This window comes from Paraburkholderia sp. J12 (assembly GCF_905220215.1).
Taxonomy (GTDB): domain Bacteria; phylum Pseudomonadota; class Gammaproteobacteria; order Burkholderiales; family Burkholderiaceae; genus Paraburkholderia.
The window spans coordinates 81316-98778 of sequence record NZ_CAJMZC010000004.1 but is presented as its reverse complement, the minus strand read 5'-3'; the positions used below and the strand labels follow the sequence as shown (position 1 = coordinate 98778).

17 protein-coding genes and 1 pseudogene are annotated in these 17463 nt (G+C 67.1%); 10 read left to right on the top strand and 8 right to left on the bottom strand.

Going from position 1 to position 17463, the window contains the following annotated elements:
• Positions 1-104: 104 nt before the first annotated feature.
• The gene (locus tag U5760_RS11570) at positions 105-1814 is read right to left on the bottom strand and encodes a 7TM diverse intracellular signaling domain-containing protein (protein ID WP_322011865.1); all 1710 of its coding nucleotides are present in this window, start codon (positions 1812-1814) and stop codon (positions 105-107) included.
• Positions 1815-1987: 173 nt separating this feature from the next.
• Positions 1988-2689 carry a response regulator transcription factor gene (locus U5760_RS11565; protein WP_322011864.1) on the bottom strand — a complete coding sequence of 234 codons (702 nt, stop codon included), beginning with the start codon at positions 2687-2689 and terminating at the stop codon, positions 1988-1990.
• 298 nt (positions 2690-2987) lie between these two features.
• Here U5760_RS11565 and U5760_RS11560 point away from each other — a divergent pair, with 298 nt between their 5' ends.
• Entirely contained in the window at positions 2988-3290 is a 303-nt protein-coding gene (locus U5760_RS11560) for a hypothetical protein (RefSeq protein WP_322011862.1), read from the top strand.
• Between the two features lie 51 nt (positions 3291-3341).
• Here the strand turns inward: U5760_RS11560 and U5760_RS11555 are convergent, their stop codons facing one another.
• Positions 3342-4133, bottom strand: a complete 792-nt coding sequence (locus tag U5760_RS11555) for an SDR family oxidoreductase (RefSeq protein ID WP_322011861.1) — start codon at positions 4131-4133, stop codon at positions 3342-3344.
• Between the two features lie 113 nt (positions 4134-4246).
• On the opposite strand from U5760_RS11555, the gene U5760_RS11550 reads away from it, so the two are divergent.
• The gene (locus U5760_RS11550; RefSeq protein ID WP_322011859.1) at positions 4247-4807 is read left to right on the top strand and encodes a helix-turn-helix domain-containing protein; all 561 of its coding nucleotides are present in this window, start codon (positions 4247-4249) and stop codon (positions 4805-4807) included.
• A gap of 111 nt (positions 4808-4918) precedes the next feature.
• Here U5760_RS11550 and U5760_RS11545 read toward each other — a convergent pair whose 3' ends face one another.
• A complete protein-coding gene (locus U5760_RS11545) occupies positions 4919-5251 on the bottom strand; it encodes a DUF4148 domain-containing protein (RefSeq protein WP_322011857.1) in 333 nt (110 codons plus the stop codon).
• Positions 5252-5524: 273 nt separating this feature from the next.
• Here U5760_RS11545 and U5760_RS11540 point away from each other — a divergent pair, with 273 nt between their 5' ends.
• Entirely contained in the window at positions 5525-6928 is a 1404-nt protein-coding gene (locus U5760_RS11540; RefSeq protein ID WP_322011855.1) for a selenium-binding family protein, read from the top strand.
• Between the two features lie 14 nt (positions 6929-6942).
• Positions 6943-7581 (top strand): hypothetical protein, encoded by a 639-nt coding sequence (locus U5760_RS11535; RefSeq protein WP_322011854.1) that lies wholly within the window; start codon positions 6943-6945, stop codon positions 7579-7581.
• Between the two features lie 28 nt (positions 7582-7609).
• Here the strand turns inward: U5760_RS11535 and U5760_RS11530 are convergent, their stop codons facing one another.
• Positions 7610-8488: an oxidoreductase gene (locus U5760_RS11530; protein WP_322011851.1), complete on the bottom strand. Its 879-nt coding sequence runs from the start codon at positions 8486-8488 to the stop codon at positions 7610-7612.
• A 258-nt stretch (positions 8489-8746) separates the two neighbouring features.
• On the opposite strand from U5760_RS11530, the gene U5760_RS11525 reads away from it, so the two are divergent.
• The 3 genes from U5760_RS11525 to U5760_RS11515 all read left to right on the top strand — a co-directional run bounded on the left by U5760_RS11525 (position 8747) and on the right by U5760_RS11515 (position 10969).
• A complete protein-coding gene (locus U5760_RS11525; RefSeq protein ID WP_322011850.1) occupies positions 8747-9595 on the top strand; it encodes an NADPH-dependent oxidoreductase in 849 nt (282 codons plus the stop codon).
• A gap of 36 nt (positions 9596-9631) precedes the next feature.
• Complete coding sequence (locus U5760_RS11520) at positions 9632-10543, top strand: 2-dehydropantoate 2-reductase (RefSeq protein ID WP_322011848.1); 912 nt, start codon at positions 9632-9634, stop codon at positions 10541-10543.
• Positions 10544-10660: 117 nt separating this feature from the next.
• The gene (locus tag U5760_RS11515) at positions 10661-10969 is read left to right on the top strand and encodes an EthD family reductase (RefSeq protein ID WP_322011846.1); all 309 of its coding nucleotides are present in this window, start codon (positions 10661-10663) and stop codon (positions 10967-10969) included.
• A 4-nt stretch (positions 10970-10973) separates the two neighbouring features.
• On the opposite strand, the gene U5760_RS11510 is transcribed toward U5760_RS11515, so the two are convergent.
• Complete coding sequence (locus U5760_RS11510; RefSeq protein ID WP_322011844.1) at positions 10974-11423, bottom strand: PaaI family thioesterase; 450 nt, start codon at positions 11421-11423, stop codon at positions 10974-10976.
• Positions 11424-11730: 307 nt separating this feature from the next.
• Here U5760_RS11510 and U5760_RS11505 point away from each other — a divergent pair, with 307 nt between their 5' ends.
• Complete coding sequence (locus tag U5760_RS11505; protein ID WP_322011843.1) at positions 11731-12561, top strand: alpha/beta fold hydrolase; 831 nt, start codon at positions 11731-11733, stop codon at positions 12559-12561.
• Between the two features lie 14 nt (positions 12562-12575).
• Here U5760_RS11505 and U5760_RS11500 read toward each other — a convergent pair.
• Together U5760_RS11500 and U5760_RS11495 are read right to left on the bottom strand one after the other, a co-directional pair.
• Positions 12576-13841: pseudogene (locus tag U5760_RS11500) on the bottom strand (MFS transporter).
• Positions 13842-13952: 111 nt separating this feature from the next.
• Positions 13953-14858: a LysR substrate-binding domain-containing protein gene (locus U5760_RS11495; protein WP_322011842.1), complete on the bottom strand. Its 906-nt coding sequence runs from the start codon at positions 14856-14858 to the stop codon at positions 13953-13955.
• A 230-nt stretch (positions 14859-15088) separates the two neighbouring features.
• On the opposite strand from U5760_RS11495, the gene U5760_RS11490 reads away from it, so the two are divergent.
• Positions 15089-16438, top strand: coding sequence for a HAMP domain-containing sensor histidine kinase (locus tag U5760_RS11490; protein WP_322011841.1), 1350 nt, complete (start codon positions 15089-15091; stop codon positions 16436-16438).
• Entirely contained in the window at positions 16435-17460 is a 1026-nt protein-coding gene (locus U5760_RS11485) for a response regulator (RefSeq protein ID WP_322011840.1), read from the top strand. The genes U5760_RS11490 and U5760_RS11485 overlap by 4 nt, the downstream gene beginning before the upstream one ends.
• Positions 17461-17463 lie beyond the last annotated feature (3 nt).

The window sequence follows — 17463 nt, the reverse complement described above, 5'->3', positions numbered from 1 at the left end:
TCTCTTTCGCGTACGTTACCGGCGGCCTGCCGCGCGGCGTGGGCAGCATGGTAGCGCGCAGCCCCAGCGGACGCGCCGAATGTGCGCGGCGCAGATGCGCGAGATCAAACCACGCCGGCCGCCGGCGCCGACGCACCGGGTGCGAGCGGCATGTCGAGCAGGATGCGCGTCGCGCCCGGCGTCGATTCCACCACGAGCACGCCGCCCAGCCGCGCCGCGCGCGCCCGCATGCTGCGCATGCCTGCGCCGCCATGCGAGGGTTCGGCGGAATCGAAGCCGATGCCGTTGTCCGTTACGGCGAGCCAGAGCGTGTCGCCATGGCGGCGCAGCTCCACGCTTGCCTGGGATGCCTGACTATGCTTGAGCACATTCGTGAGCGCCTCCTGCACGATACGCAGCAAGTCGAGGCCGCGCGCACCGGGTAGACGCAAGCCTTCGATACCGTCGAGCGTCCAGTGGCAGGCCACACGCTGGCGCTCGAAGAGCCGCATGAGCCGGTGCCGCAGCGATCCGAACTGCCCCGCCAGCGCATATTCGCCGAGCTCCTGGCTCGAAGCCGCATCGATGATGATGCGCAGGTCGTCGCGCAACTCCTTGAGAATCGCGAGCGCGCGCCCTTCCGGCAGCGTGCCGGGCGCGTATTCGTGCTCCGCAATGGCGCTCACGATCGTGCCGCCCAGGCCGTCGTGCAGATCGTGCGCGAGCCGCACGCGCTCCGCGAGCCGCGCGTTCGCCACTTCCAGTTCGTGCTGGCGTGTGAGCGTCTGTCCGAGCTCCGCGCGTGCGGCCGCGATGCCGAGATTGAGGTCGTCGTTGAAGCGCTCCACGCGGCGCAGCGTGACGACGAAACGCCATGCGAGCATCAGCGCCATCGCGATCATCTGCAACTGAGCGGTCAGTGCCCCGTAGTAGAAGTTGTCGTCGAGCACGCCGACGAACGTGAGCAGATCGTGCACACCCGCCGCGAAGAAAACCGCCACGCTCACGGCCACGATGCGCTGGTCGGTCCGCCCGCGCCGCGCGGCAAACCACACGAACGCGCCCGAGGTCACGAAGAAGTTGCAGGCCTGCGCGATCGTGAGGACGTTGCGCGTCTCGGCGATGAGCCGCACCGGCACCGCGAGCATGACGAGCGCGCCCACGAGCACCGCGGCCCACAGCATCGGTTCGTAACGCGGCAGACGGCGCTCGGCGTAGCGCAGGATGAACATCGTGTAGGCCGCGCTATAGACGATCAGCGCGATCGAATTCGCGCGTTCCCAGCCGTCCGTGTCCGCGAACGGCCAGGGTGTGGTCACCACCTGGTTGAGCGCCACCCAGCACCATGCGAGCGTCATCAGGCCGAACCAGCCGTAGGCCGCCTCGTCGCGGCGCATGAACCAGAGCGCGAAGAAAAAGCAGCCGAGCGTGGCCGAAACGGCGAGGCTGAACATCTGCAAATCGAGCCGCACGAGACGCGCGCTCGCGTGGGAAGCGGCGAGCGCGGCGGGCTCGCCCGCCACCACGCCGCCTAGACCCGGCTGATAGCGCGCCAGCCCCGAGACCCGCACGAGCAGCGTGTTTTCGCCTGGATGGACGAGCGGCGCCGGCAGCAGTCGGTAGCGCGGCGTGTTCCAGGCGCGCGTGAGCGGCTCCACCAGCGAGGCGTCGCGCTCGAGCAGCGTGCCGTTCAAATAGACGGCGCCCGCCATGTTCAGATAATCGATCGCGACAGCCAGCGGCGGCGCGTTCGCCGGCGCCTGCCACACGAGGCGATACCAGACCACGCCGTCGAAGTCCGGCCAGCGCGTGGCCCAGCTATCGGGCAGCCGCACCGGCACCCAGCCGGCAACCGGCGGCGCCTGGGCGCTCCAGTCGCTGCGTGCGGCTTCGATGCGGGAAAAAACGGGGGTGAACGCGGGATTAAAGGAAACGCGGGAGGACGTCGATGAAGCGGGGGCTGTGCCTGAAAAAACTGCCTGCGCATACAGGCCGCAGAAGCAGCAGATCAGGGCAACCAGCCATGCGTGCGCGCCTCGAAAACGGCTTGCGTGCGCGAGTTCACGGCCAGCTTCTTGTAGATGTTCTTGATGTGGCATTCGACCGTTAGCCTCGACAAGGACAGCACCTCCGATATCTCGCGGTTGGTCAGCCCCTTCCCCACCAGCCCGAGAATCTCGATCTCCCGCGGACTGAGCGACGAAGCGAGCGGCGCGGCCGGCGCCCCGCCGCCGGTCCTCGCCGCCTGACCCGCTCCGGCGAGATCGAGAATGCGCCTCGCCACGAACGGATCGATCGGCGCGCCGCCACGCAGCGCGCTGCGAATCGACAAGGCGATTTCGATATCGTCGCGTTCCTTGAGGAGATACCCCGTCGCCCCGGCCTGCAGTGCCGTGACGATGATCTGCTCCGTACTCCAGGCCGAGATTACCAGAATCGGCAGCGCCGGATCCCTCCGGGAAAGCTCGCGGATCAGGTCGATGCCGTTGCCGTCCGGCAAGCCGACATCGGCGAGCACCATGGCGAACGGCTGCTCGGCGAGCAGGCTGCGCGCCTCGGCGAGGTTGCCGGCGAACTGCATGGCTTCGGCCTGGTAGCCGAGCCCGGTGAGGATGGCGCACAGGCGCCGCTGCGTCAGCGCTTCGTCTTCGACGATCAGCAGCGGGCCGGGCAGTACGGATTCGGGCGGGTCGGGCAGCGCTTGAGTCATGTGTCCAGGGAGCCGGGCGATGGCGCTAGCTTCGCACAATTGCGCAGGCCGCGCGGCCTTTTGCCGGTGGATTACCTGATTCCAGGTATTGCCGCCCCTGCGGCCAGCGGGTCAAATGGTCCGACAATCCAGAAAGCATGGGAAAAAGGATCGCCGCGGCCGCAGAACGAGGCACCGTCAGCGAAGAGTCCGGCGGCCGCGCGAACACGCAATCTTCTACGGGCGCGGGGGCGGTGATCCGGTGCGGGCGAAAGGAAACAGGGGCGCCCGCACCGGTATGGCCGGCCAGTGAGAAACCATGGACCAGGCAAGAAAGAGCCGGCGCGCCGCCGGCACGGGATGGTGCGAAGAGCAGTACAGCCTCGAGCTGGCGCGCGGCGGCTCGCATATCGCGAGTACGCTTTCGGAGCAGAGCCGCGCCAGTGCCATCGCCGAAGTCGTCGAGGGCTTCGTGCTGCGGTACGGCGAAACCGATCTCGCCGTTTTCCTCGAAGTGCTGGCCGACCGCCTCACCCGGCGCGGAGCGCTCGAGGCTGCCACGGCCGTCGCCGGCGCCGGCCCGCGCAGTGGCGGCGCCAGCACGAAGAAACGCAACGCCTGAGCAAGCGGCTGACGCTCCAGCGCGGCGTCCGGTGCGTCTGTCCGGTGAGTCTTAGCGCGCCGCGCCGCGATAGCGCCCGGCCGGCTGCGACTGGGTGAAATTCGCCGCCATGGCGAGGCGCGCCGCGTCGAAGTCGGCCCATTGACGGTCGTCGGGCAGCGGCGGAATCGTCACCGTTTCGCGGCGGTCGTAGCCCACCAGCGCCGCATCCACGAGATCGCCCACTTCCATCACGCCCTTGAGCGTATTGATGTCCTTGCCGGAACGCGCCCAGATCTCGGTACGCGTGGCGGCCGGCAGCACGGCCTGCACGTACACGCCCCGCTCGCCGAGCTCGATGTGCAGACCTTGAGACAGCGACAGCACGAAGGCCTTCGTCGCGCTGTAGACGCTCGTGCGGTATTCCGGCAGGAGCCCCAGCACCGAGGCGATGTTGACGATTGCGCCCTTGCCTTCGCGCGCGAAGCGCGGGGCCGCCGCGGCGGCCAGACGCGCGAGCGCCGTGACGTTCAGATCGATGAGCTTGCCCACCGCCTCCGCGCCCTGCTCGACGAACGTACCCGGCAGGCTCGCGCCCGCGTTATTGATCAGGATACCGATACGTTCGTCTTCGGCAAGACGTTGTTCGACGCGCGCGAGATCGGCGCGATCGGTCAGGTCGGCGCGCACCACTTCGACTTTCACCCCGTCGCGGGCGGCCAGCCGCGCGGCGAGTTCTTCCATGCGGGCGAGGTCGCGTGCAACAAGCACGAGATCGTGGCCGCGTTGCGCGAAACGGTCGGCATACACGGCACCAATGCCGGTGGATGCACCGGTAATCAACACTGCAGGACGAGCGGACATCTGGAATCTCCTTGGGGAATCGGTCTTTTACATGACATTCATCATGTATATCGGGATAATGATGGTCATCATGTATAATGTCAAGCACGTGTTGGAACGAATGGGAGCAGACGATGAGAGTCAGCCGGGAGCAGGTCGCGGCCAACCGCGCCAGGATTCTGGAAGCCGCCAGCGAGCTGTTCCGCGCGCGCGGCTACGACGCGGTCACTGTGGCCGACGTCATGAACGCCGCCGGGCTCACGCACGGCGGCTTCTATGGCTATTTCAAGTCGAAGGACGAGTTGATCGCCCGGACGCTCGCGCACGTGTTCTCGCAGGGCGAAACGGGCAGCGCCGATCTCGCACGCTTCGCGGCCGGCTACCTGTCTCCGGCGCACCGCGACAACGTGGCGGCAGGCTGCCCCACGGCGGCGCTGGGCGCGGAAACGGTGCGGCAGACGCCCGAAGCGCGCGCGGTCATGGCGGAGGGTTTGAAAAAGACGATCGAGCGCTTCAGCGCAGGTCTCGCGGACGAAGCCGCCGGCGAAGCGCGCAGAAAGGCCATTGGCGCGTGGTCGGCCATGGTGGGCGCGGTCATCCTCGCGCGCCTGATCGACGATCCGGCGCTATCGGATGAAGTGCTCGAAGAAACACGCGCCTGGATTGGCGATCATGGCGTTGGCAACGGCTCGTGAATCGTTGCAGCGCAAAAGTGCAAGGGTGCAAAAGACAAACGCCGCGCGAACCATCGTGATTCGCGCGGCGTCATTGCCTTTCTTCAAGCCCTTTTGCAGGGCCAACCCTCGTTAATGCGGGTTATATATGCGCAGCGGCGGCGAATAAGTGCTGACCGCACCGTCGCTCGGGCCGCCGCTTTGCGACGAACCCGCCGTGGCCGCACCATAACCACTGGTTTGAACGCCGTTCTGGGCATCCACGCGCGCTTGCGCGGCCTGGATATCCTCTGGGTAATAACGGTCGTTGGCTTCCGGGTGATAGCCGGCTTGTTCGAGCTGGATCAGTTCGTTGCGAACCTGCTCGCGCGTGACCGGACCATTGCTGGATTGCGCCTGGGCAAACGAGACGGCCGGCACTGCCAGTACGGCGGCAAGAGCAACAGCTTTGATGAGCGATTTCATGACACTACCTCCGAGAACTTGAATTGCCGGTGCAGTTCTTTTCTGCATCCGTTGAATACAGTGTAGAGAGGCGCGGCCCGCAGATAAATGTCGACTCCATGAAATCACTGTTTTCGTAGAACGGATAATCGGCTGCCCGAAACAGCACCCGACTGCCCGCTCACTTATCCCTTTCATTCATATCGTTATTTCGCCTTGGAATAAGGGACATAATCCGTACGCGATGCACGCGCCGGGTGCATCATAGGGGCTCACCGACGAGGGGGATTGCTCATGGCCACCTGGAAGCCCGATCCAACCTTTTACCCGTCCGCCCGCATGGCGGGCGGCGCGCCGAAAGAAACGCTCGCGTACGTCGCGAGCTTCGACCCCACCCGCCAGGTTCCGGATACGCTCGACGTGGTCGATCTCGACCCCGCTTCCGCCCGCTACGGGCAGATCGTCCACCGCCTGCCCATGCCCAACGCCGGCGACGAACTGCATCACTTCGGCTGGAACGCCTGCAGTTCGTGCCTGTGTCCCAATGCGCCGCATCCGCATTCGGAGCGCCGTTACCTCGTCGTGCCGGGGCTGCGCTCGTCGCGCATCCATATCGTCGATACGAAACCCGATCCGCGCGCTCCACGCATCGTGCGCGTGCACGAGCCCGAAACGGTCGCGCAGCGCGCGGGCTACACGCGCCCGCACACGGTGCATTGCGGGCCCGAGGGTATCTACGTCACGGCGCTCGCCAACGCCGAGGGCGAGGCGCCCGGCGGCATCTTTCTGATGGACCACGAAAGCTTCGACATCCTCGGCCAGTGGGAAATCGAGCGCGGCCCGCAGCAGCTCGCGTACGACGGCTGGTGGCATCTGGGCTTCGACACTGTGGTCACGAGCGAATGGGGCCTGCCGGCCGACTTCGAAAACGGACTCGTGCCCGAAGTGCTGCTGGGCGGCCAGTACGGACACCGGCTGCACTTCTGGGACCTGCATACGCGCCGCCACAAACAGACGCTCGATTTCGGCGCCGAAAACCAGCTGGTGTTCGAACTGCGGCCCGCGCACAACCCCACGCGGCCCTATGGCTTCGTGAATTCGGTGATCAGCCTGAAGGACCTCTCCGCATCCATCTGGCAGTGGTATCTGGACGGCGACGATGGCAACCAATGGGCCGCGCGCAAGATCATCGAGATCCCCGCCGAGCCTGCCGACCCCGACCTGCTGCCCCCGCTGCTCAAGGGATTCGGCGCCGTGCCGCCGCTCGTCACCGACATCGCGCTCTCGCTCGACGACCGTTTCCTCTACGTGGCCTGCTGGGGCACGGGCGAGCTGCGCCAGTACGACGTGTCGGACCCGGAGCATGCGCGCCTCACCGGCAGCGTGCGCATCGGCGGGATCGTGGCGCGCGCGGCGCATCCCGGCGCGCCGGGCAAACCGCTCAATGGCGGCCCGCAGATGGTGGAGGTGAGCCGCGACGGCGAGCGCGTCTATTTCACCAACTCGCTCTATGGCGCAATCGACGGGCAGTTCTACCCCGACGGCATCGACGGCTGGATGGTGAAGCTCGACGCCGCGCCCGAAGGCGGCCTCGCGTTCGACGAGCGCTTCCTGATCGAGTGGCCGAAATCGCATCGCCCGCATCAGGTGCGGCTCGAAGGCGGCGATTGCTCATCCGATTCGTACTGCTATCCATAAGTCCGGGGCGCGGCATGAACGACTTCTTCGACGCGCACTGGCAGACCTGGGCCGCCGTGATCGCAAGCGGCGTCTTTCACGGCGCCAATCCGGCGATGGGCTGGCTCTTCGCCACCGCGATCGGCCTGCAGCGCGGCAGCCGCCCGGCGCTCCTGATGGCGCTGCCGCCCATTGCGCTCGGGCACGCGGCGTCGATCCTGCTATTCACGAGTTCGGCGGCGATACTGGGCACGTGGCTGCCGACCGGCGGCCTGCACTGGCTGCTCGGTGCGCTGCTGATCGGCTGGGCTGCGTGGCAGCAGATCTATGGGCACCGGCACCGCGTACGCGTGGGCATGACGGCGGGGTTCGCCGGACTCGCCGCGTGGTCGGCGCTGATGGCGACGCTGCACGGCGCGGGCCTCATGCTGATGCCCGTCATGCTGCCCTTGTGCAGCGGCGCGCCTGGCACAGGGGTGGCCGGGACGCTCTCGGTTTCGCTGCAGCTCGCCGTGCTGCACACGCTCGTGACGCTCGCCACGACGGCCCTGATCGCGCTCGCCGCCTACCAGTATCTCGGGCTCGGGCTGCTGCGGCGCGGCTGGATCAACTTCGACTGGCTCTGGCGCGGTGCGCTCGTGGCAACCGGCACGCTGGTGATGGCGGCCGGTTGATACCTGCATTGCGTGACGCGAGATTCAGTTAGTTATCCGCAGGAAAATCGGCCGCCACGCTCACTTCGCGCCACGCCTCGACCTCGGCCAGCGCCGCGCGCAAACGCTCGGCCACCGCCCCCACGCCAAACGCCCCCAGCACCAGATGGCGCGGCGCCGTGCCCACCTCGGTCACGCGGATCATCGCCTGGGCGGCGCGCACCGGGTCGCCCGGCTGATGGCCCGTACCTTCGGCCGTGCGTTTCATGCGGGCGCCGGCCGTCTGCGCATAATCGTCGATCCGGCTCGGCGTCTGGATGAGCGAACGCCCCGCCCAGTCGGTGCGAAACGGCCCGGGCTCCACGCAGGTCACCTTGATGCCGAGCGGCCCCACTTCGGCGAGCAGTGCATCGGAGAAACCTTCCACGGCGTGCTTGGTGGCTGCGTAATAGCCCGAACCCGGAAACCCCACGAGCCCCGCCACCGACGTAATGTTGATCACATGCCCCCGGCGGCGCGCGCGCATGCCGGGCAGCACCGCGCGCGTCATCGCAAAGAGGCCGAACGCGTTCACGTCGAACTGCGCGCGGATCTCGCGTTCGTCGCCTTCTTCGATCGAGCTCTGATAGCCGTAGCCCGCGTTGTTCACGAGCACGTCGATCGCGCCGAAGCGCACGTGCGCGGCCTCCACGGCCGCTTCGACCTGCGCGGGATCGGTAACGTCGAGCGCCACGCGCAGCAGGCGCTCGCCACCCACTTCGGGCGCGAGGTCGTCGAGCGCGGCCTTGTTGCGCGCCGTCGCGACGCAGCGCCAGCCGCGCGCGAGCACCGCCAGCACGAGTTCGCGGCCGAAGCCGGTCGAGCAGCCGGTGATGAACCATACCGGCGATGAGGCATGGGTGGGAGTCGCGTGGGTATCGGCAGACATGAGTGGCCTCGCAGGGAAATGGGCGGCAATGCAGCAGGGCCTGCGCCTGTCAGGCGCAACCGTTCTTCCGATCATAGCCACATCGCCCTCGGGCTGCCGAAAGCCGGCCAGGCGGGGTCATGCCAGCGCGAGACCGCCGGCACGTGTACCATACGGCGCCTGGCGTGCGCGATACCTGCGATACCCGCGATACCTGCTGCGATACCCGGGAAACCCGCGACGCCCCTGCACCACTTCAAGCATTCTGCCGGAGATACGATGTCCACCGCCCCCTCGCCCGACCGCCTGGCCGCCTCCCCCGACACCGCGCTCGAAGCGCGCTACGGCACGCCCTGGTCGGCGCCGCTGCCCGCCTGGAACGCGACGCTCGACACGCTGCTCGCCCACCGCTCGGTGCGCGCCTACGCCAACCGCGCCCTGCCCGCCGGCACGCTCGAAACGCTGATCGCCGCGGCCCAGTCGGCCTCCACGTCGTCGAACCTGCAAACCTGGAGCGTGGTGGCCGTGGAAGACCCCGCGCGCAAGGACCGCCTCGCCACGCTCGCCGGCGACCAGTCGCAGATCCGCGAAGCGCCGCTCTTTCTCGTGTGGCTCGCCGACCTCGCGCGCCTCGAAGGGGCGGCCCGGCGCAGCGGCGCGCCCGTCGGTGGCCTCGGCTATATGGAAACGATGCTCGTCGGCGTGATCGACGCGGCGCTCGCGGCGCAGAACGCCGTGGTGGCGCTCGAATCGCTCGGCCTGAGTTCCGTCTATATCGGCGCGATCCGCAATCGTCCCGAACAGGTGGCGGCCGAACTCGGACTGCCGCCGCGCGTGATGCCCGTGTTCGGACTGTGCGTGGGCTACGAGGATCTAGAGCGGGCCGCCCAGGTCAAGCCGCGCCTGCCGCAATCGGTGGTGCTGCATCGCGAGCAGTACGACGCCGTTTCGCAAGAAGACGGCATCAACGACTACGAAAGCGTGATGGGCGCCTTCCAGACCGCGCAGGGCCAACGTGCGGCCGGCTGGACCTCGCGCTCGCTCGCGCGCTGGAAGAGCCGCGAATCGCTGCACGGGCGCGATCGTCTGCGCGAAGCGCTCAACGCGCTCGGCTTCGAATTGCGGTAAAGCGTATCGACCACGGATCGGCAGGGAGAAAACGTCATGAGAATCGCCGTCATGGGCGCGGGTGCGGTGGGCTGCTATTACGGTGGTATGCTCGCGCGCGCGGGGCACGATGTCGTGCTGATCGGCCGGGCACAGCATGTCGAAGCCATCGGGCGGGACGGCCTGCGCCTCGAAACGCAGCAGTTCGACGAACGCATCGGCCGGCCGCATCTCACGGCCAGCACCGATCCGGCCGCCGTGGAGGGCGCGCAGCTCGTGCTCTTCTGCGTGAAATCGACCGACACCGAACGCGCGGGCGCCTACATCGGCTCGCGTCTCGCCGCCGATACGCTCGTGCTCACGCTGCAAAACGGCGTGGACAACGCCGAGCGTCTGCGCGGTGCGATTGCGCAGGAAGTCGCGGCGGCCGTGGTGTACGTCGCCACCGAAATGGCGGGACCGGGGCACGTGCGCCATCACGGTCGCGGCGAACTCGTGATCGAACCCTCCTCGCAGAGCGAGGCCGTGGCGCAAACGCTCGTCGAAGCGGGCATTCCCACCCAGATCTCCGCGAACGTACGCGGCGCGCTCTGGGCCAAGCTGATCCTGAACTGCGCGTACAACGCGCTTTCGGCTATCACGCAACTGCCGTATGGGCGCCTCGTCGAAGGCGAAGGCGTGCGCGCGTCGATGCGCGACATCGTGGCCGAATGCATCGCGGTCGCGCAGGCCGACGGCGTGAGCCTGCCGCCCGACGTCGACCTCGCCGTGCGCCGCATCGCCGAAACCATGCCGGGACAGTACTCGTCCACGGCGCAGGACGTGGCGCGCGGCAAGCGCAGCGAGATCGATCATCTGAACGGCCTCGTGGTGAGGCGCGGCGAGGCGCTGGGCGTGGCCACGCCCGCGAACCGGCTGCTGCATACGCTCGTGCGCCTCATCGAAGACAAGGCAAGCGGCACGGTCTAGCGGTCGGGCAGTCGGGCGCGTGTGGACAAACACCGGGGCCCGTGACGGGCGCGCCGCCTGAAACCGCACGCGCCCGGGCGTAGAATCCGCGAACACCCTCTACACGGAGACTTCGCCATGGCCAAGCTTGTCGTGCTTTACAAGACCCCCGCCGACCCCGCTGCGTTCGACGCCCACTACGCCGCGACACACATCCCGCTCGCCAGGAAGATTCCCGGCCTCACGCGCTACGAGATCAGCACGGGGCCGGTTGCGACGCCGCAAGGCCCCTCGCCCTATCATCTCGCAGCCGTGCTGAGCTTCGACAGCTTCGACGCCCTGCGCGCCGGCCTCGGCTCGCCCGAAGGCCGGGCAGCCGCCGAAGACGTCGGCAACTTCGCGCAGGCCGGCGCCGACCTGCTGCTGTTCGACACGAAAGACGTCTGAGACCTCAGCGCTCGAAGACGAGCAGCGTGGACGTGGCCGTGGCGTAGACCTTGCCGGCGGCGTCGGTGAGCGTGGCCTCGGTGAAGGCCGCGCGGCGGCCCATCGTCAGCACGCGGCCCTCGGCGCGCACCCGTCCGGTGTCGGCCGTCATGGCGCGGAGATACGACACTTTCAGTTCGAGCGTGGTGTAGCCCTGGTTGGGGCCGAGCTTCGTGTGGCCCGCGCAACCGCACGCGGAATCGAGCAGCGTGGCCGCGTAGCCGCCGTGCACCGAGCCGATGGGGTTGTACACGCGCAGCCCCGGCACGGCTTCGAACACCGCGCGCCCTTCCTCCACCTCCACGAGCTCGAAGTCGAGCGTGTCGGCAATCGGCGGGCGGCCGCCCAGCTTGATCATGTGCCGCAACTGTTCAAGGCCGGTCAGGCCGGCCGGCATTTCCGCAACGAGATTCATGGGGGAGGGGTCTCCATAGGGTGGGCGCGTCTGGCGCAATGCGAGCGCAATGCGGATCAAATGCATATACACAAGCGCGCTCGCCATGAACCGCATCCTACCGTTTTGCGAACGATCGTGCGTAAATCGATGCCGATTCGAGGAAGTATTCCAGCATCGGAGCGCCTTTATTTATTATGCAATCCGAAACAACTGGATCTCGAAGACCGGGTCGTTTCGCAAACGCCGTCTCATGTGTCCCCACCCCGTACCAGTTAAAATTCGCCGTTCCTCTTCGCCCAGCTTCCATAGCGACCCCGCCCGGCCCATGAATACCAGCGCATTCGCCATCCTGCCCGCCACCGCTGCACGCGGGGCCCTCTCCATCGAATATCGCTGGATCGGCGTCGAACGCGCCGACGCGCCGCTCGCCGTGTTTCTGCACGAGGGGCTCGGTTCGATCGCCATCTGGAAGGACTGGCCGCAGGCGCTGTGCGAACGCCTCGGCATGCGCGGACTCGTCTATTCGCGGCCCGGCTATGGACGCTCCACGCCGCGCCCGCACGAGGTGAAGTGGCCCGTCGATTACCTCGAACGCCAGGCGTGCGACGTGCTGCCCGCCCTGCTCGACGCGCTCGATGTGAGCGCCGCGCAGCGCGAACGCATGTGGCTCGTGGGCCATAGCGACGGCGGCACCATCGCCCTGCACTACGCCGCGCGCTTCCCGCACGCGCTCGCGGGCGCCGTGGCGATCGCGCCGCACGTGTTCGTCGAAGATGTTTCGGTGGCAGGCATCGTGGCGACGAAAGCCGCCTACGAACAGTCCACGGGTCTGCGCGAGCGCCTCGCGCGCTACCACGACGACGTCGATTCGGCCTTCTACGGCTGGGCCGATATCTGGCTCGCACCCGCGTTCCGCACCTGGAATATCGTCGATCAACTCGGCGCGATCCGCGCGCCGCTGCTCGCCGTGCAAGCCCTCGACGACCACTACGGTACGATGGCGCAGATCGAGACCATCGGCGAGGCGGTGCCGCATGCGCGCGTCGTGGCGCTCGCCGAAGGCGGGCATTCGCCGCATCGCGACGCGCCGCAATCGCTCAACGACGCCATCGCCCAGTTCGTGCTCGAACAACGGCAGCAGGCCGTTTCGGCCTGAGTCGACCCAAGCGCCTAGCCCGCGCGCGCCGCCGGGCGCGCCGTGCCCGGCGCCACGCTGTCGTCGATGGCGAAGTGCAGCAGCGCGGCGACCAGCCCCGCGATGGCCGTCGCGCCCCAGATCAGCGAATACGAGCCCGTCACATCGAAGACGAAGCCGCCCAGCCAGGCGCCCAGGAACGAGCCTAGCTGGTGACTCAGGAAACACACGCCGAAGAGCGTGCCCAGGTGGCGCACGCCGAACACCTTCGCCACGAGGCCGCTCGTGAGCGGCACGGTGCCGAGCCATGTGAGCCCCATCGCGGCGGCGAACAGCACGACCGAAAGCGTCGTTTTCGGCAGCAGGAAGAAGGCCGCAATCGCCACGCCCCGCACGAGGTAGAGCCAGCCCAGCACGAGATGCTGGCGATAGCGGCCGCCCAGCCACCCGCACGCCCAGCTGCCCGCCATGTTGAAGAGGCCGATCAGCGCCAGCGCCGTCGCGCCGAGCCCCATCGGCATATGGCAGAGGAAGAGGTAGCCCGGCAGATGGGTGGCGATGAACGCGAGCTGGAAACCGCAGGTGAAAAAGCCCAGTGTGAGCAACCGGTAGCCGCGATGGCGCATGGCCTGCGCGAGCGCGTCGCGCAGCGTGTGCGCCGCGGCCGGCTCCGCAGCCGGCACGACGCCGCCCGCGCGGCGGTCGAGCAGCACGCCCAGCGGCGCCGCGAGCAACAGCACGAACGCGAGCGCGAAGAGCGACATCGAAACGCCCGCCTGCTCGCGAATCACCTGTGCGAACGGCACCATCAGCACCTAGCCGAGCGAGCCGCCTGCGCTGGCAAGGCCCATCGCCATGCTGCGCCGCTCGGGGCCGGCGTCGCGGCTCACCGCCGCCAGCACCACGCCGAAGCTCGTGCAGCTGATACCGATCCCCACCAGCACGCCGAGACCCAGCACGAGCAGCCAGCCGTTCGGCGCCACGGCCGCGAGCGCGAGACCCGCGGCGAACGCGGCGGCGCCGAAGGCGACCACGGGCGCGGCGCCGTAGCGGTCGGCTGCGGCGCCCGCGAACGGCTGCGCAAAACCCCAGACGAGGTTGTGCAACGCGATGGCGAAAGCGATCAGCGTGACGGGCAGGCCGCGGTCGAACGAGAACGGCCCGATGAACAGGCCAAAGGTCTGCCGCGCGCCCATCGCGGCGCTCAGGATCAGTGCGCCCGCAACGATCACGAGGACCGCGCGCGGCACGAGGGGCTTGCGGGTAGGCTGAGTGGGCAGGGGCTGCCGGGTTGCGGACATCGCGTCGATCCTCCTTGACGCAGATGGTTGCAGCGCCGCCGCCTCGGCGGCAAACGAAAAGATTTCAGCAACGCATGAGCAAAATTCAATCGCGCACGGCGGCCGGGTGCATCACACCGCGGCACGCTCGGGCACCTCTGCCTCCTCCAGCAGCCACTGGCGAAAGGCCTGCAGATCGGACCGCACGTCGGCGCCCGGCCCGCTCACCAGCCAGTAGCCCGAGCGCGACGGCACGCTGGCCCCGGCAGCCGCCACGAGCGCGCCCGAGGCGAGATCGGCATCGATGAAAGGCCGCCGGCCCATCGCCACGCCCAGCCCCATCGCGGCGGCCTCGAAGGCCAGATGGATCGTGTCGAAGCGCAGGCCGCCCTGCACCGCCACGCCTTGCGTGCCGGTCGCTTCGAGCCAGAAGTCCCAGTCCTCGCTTGCCGTGTTCACGTGGATCAGCGAGGCGCGGCTCAAATCGGCATGGCCTTCGGCGTCCGCCAGTGCCGCGTGGCAGTCCGGGCTGCACACCGGCACGAGTTCTTCGCCAAAGAGCCGCTCCCAGGCGGCGCCGCCCACCGGCCCCAGGCTGCGGCGGATGGCGAAATCGAAGCCGTCCACGGGAAACGCTACCTGGCGCGGCGAGGTCTCCACCGTCACCGCGAGCTGCGGCCAGCGCGCGCGAAAGCGGGCAAGGCGCGGTAGCAGCCAGCGCGCGGCGAAGGTGGGCGCACAGCTCACGGCGATGGTGCGGTTCGCGCGGCCGTCAGGCAATCGCTGCGTGCCGATGGCGATCAGCGAAAACGCTTCGGCTACGTAAGGCAGATACAGCTCGCCCTCGGGCGTGAGCGAGAGTCCGCGCGGCTCGCGCACGAACAGATCGACGCCCAGTGCCTCTTCCAGCGCCACAATGCCGTGGCTCACGGCGCTCGGCGTCACGTTGAGTTCCGCCGCCGCGCCCTTGAAGCTCCTGAGCCGGGCCGCCGCCTCGAAAAAGCGCAGCGCGGACAGCGGGGGAAGACGAAGCGGCATCGTAAGACCTCGGTGTGAGCGGTGAGGAAACGGCGCCGAGCCATCCGGATTTCGATGCATTGCGCATCGAATCCATGCAGAAAAAGGCAGAAAACACGCTAGCCGGGCCGGTACGCCGGCGGGTTGGGGTCGGAGCCGCGCATTGATGATATCGTCTTGCACGGGCTGCGGCGCAGGCGTGCCGCCACGCCTCGAGCCGCCCGGCAACAACGACAAGCGATTTCATCCAGATGACTGCATCGAGAACCTCGCTCGGGACGAGGCTGCGGCATGCGTGGGCGCCGCTGCGACCGTTCTTCGTCCGCGCCTTCGCACCCGCGCTGCGCAATCTGCAGTATGCGAAGCGCCGCATGCAGCCCTTCGCGGTCGTGGCCTGTGTCGGTTTCCCGCTTTACTACTACGTCTGGAAGGTCCTGTTTCCCCAGCCTTACGAAAATCTCACGCTGCGCCTGATTGGTGCGGCGCTGTTTTTTCCCGTGGTGATCTACGATCGCTGGCCCGCGCGCGCCAAAAAACTGCTGCCCTGGTATTGGTATGGCATTTCGCTTTACGCGCTGCCGTTTTTCTTCACCTTCATGTTGCTGAAAAATCACGGCAATGAAGTCTGGGTGGAAAGCGCGCTGATCGCGGCATTCGTCATGGTGCTCCTGCACGACTGGCTCATGCTCGTGCTCCAGTTCGTCGTGGGCATTGGTCTTGCCATAATCGCTTACTGGGCGACGAGCGACCCCATCGTATTCGGCACGAATTACCTGACCCACCTCGCGATCTTTTCGTTTGCCGTGGCCATTGGCGCCGTGGCGAATTACGACCAGGACCGCATCCAGATCGAACAGGAGCGCGCCATGCTCGCCACCGCGGGCAGCGTGGCGCACGAGTTGCGCACGCCGCTCGTGGCGATCCGCGTGGGCGCGGCGGGGATCATGCGCTACCTGCCCACCCTGCTCGACACCTACCTGCTCGCCCAGCGCCACCGCCTGCCGGTCTCGCGCATCCGCGCGGCGCACCTGCATTCGCTGCAAGGCGTAGTGGGCAGAATCGAACAGGAAGCGCTCTATTCCAACGCCATCATCGACATGCTGCTCGCCACCGCGCGCTTTACGGGCGGGAACATGCAAAACGCAACATCCTGCTCGATCGCCCAGTGCGTGGAAACGGCGCTGGCGCGTTTTCCGTTCCGCGAAGGCGACCGGCGGCGCGTGCACTGCAATCTGCGGCCCGATTTTACATTTCAGGGTTCGGAAATGCTCACCGTTCACGTGCTATTCAATTTGCTCAAAAATGCGTTCCGGCATATGGGCAATATGGAAGGCGCATATATTTCAATCAAACTCGAAACCGGAACGCGCGCCAACCGGCTCATTTTCAGCGATACTGGCACCGGTATTTCAGCGGAAATCTTGCCGCATATCTTTACCCGCTTTTATACTTCGACCACCACCACCGATGACGTCTCGTTAGGAGCCGGTATCGGACTAGCGTTCTGCCACGATGTCATGCAGGCGATAGGGGGGGCGATAACCTGCTCTTCGGTGAAAGGCGAGTACACCGAGTTCGTTTTGACATTCCCTGCGCCATGACGAAAGCCCTCAAGCCGTTCGCATACCCGACCACCGTCGCCTTCGTCGACGACAGCGCCGCGTTCCTGTCGAACCTGAGCCTGCAGCTCGATCCGCAGCTGGCGTTCCGGATGTTCAATTCGCCCTCTCACGCGCTGCGGTTCCTGAACAGCCGCCCGGCGCCGGACCAGGGCAGCGAGCCCATCTTCAGCCCCTATCTCGACCGCACCGAAGAAAACGATGCGCATCAGGTCGTGGCCATGCGCGTCGATGCGATCCGCAGCCTCGTGCACCACGCCACGCGCTTCGAGTCGGTGTCGGTCGTGGTGGTCGATTACGACATGCCCGAACTGAACGGCATGGAATTCTGCCGGCGCATTGCCGATTCGTCGGTCAAGAAGATCGTGCTCACGGGCAAGGCCGACGAGCACGTCGCCGTGCGCAGCTTCAACGAGGGCTTGATCGACCGCTTCATCCGCAAGCACGAGATGGATGCGGTCGATACGTTAAACCATGCGATCCGCGATATGCAGGATGCGTATCTGGACCAGGCCGGCGCCTCGGTGCGCGACGCACTCTCGGTTTCCGAATACGCGTTTCTCAAGGACGGCGCGCTCGCGGAACACGTGAACAGCATTTTCGAGGAGCTCGGCATCGTCGAGCACTACCTCTCGTACCAGCCGCACGGCATTCTCATGGTCGATGGCGCGGGCACCGCCTACCTGCTCGTGATCCATACCGACGAGACCCTGCGCGGCGTGCGCGAGATCGCCGTCGAACAGGGCGCGCCGACGGGCTTCCTCAGCGAGCTCGATTCGCACCGCAGCCTGCCCTACTTCTGGCGCACGGAAGGCTACTACCCCGCGCAGTGCGTAGAGTGGCAGCCGTACATGCACCCGGCATCGGTCTTTCACGGCGAGCGCCGCTACACCTACGCGATCGTGAAGAAACCGGCTGGCCTCGCGCTCGACACCGTGATCCCTTACGACACCTTCCTGCATCAGCTGGACGGCGAATTCCAGGCGGCGTGGAACCCTCAGTAATCG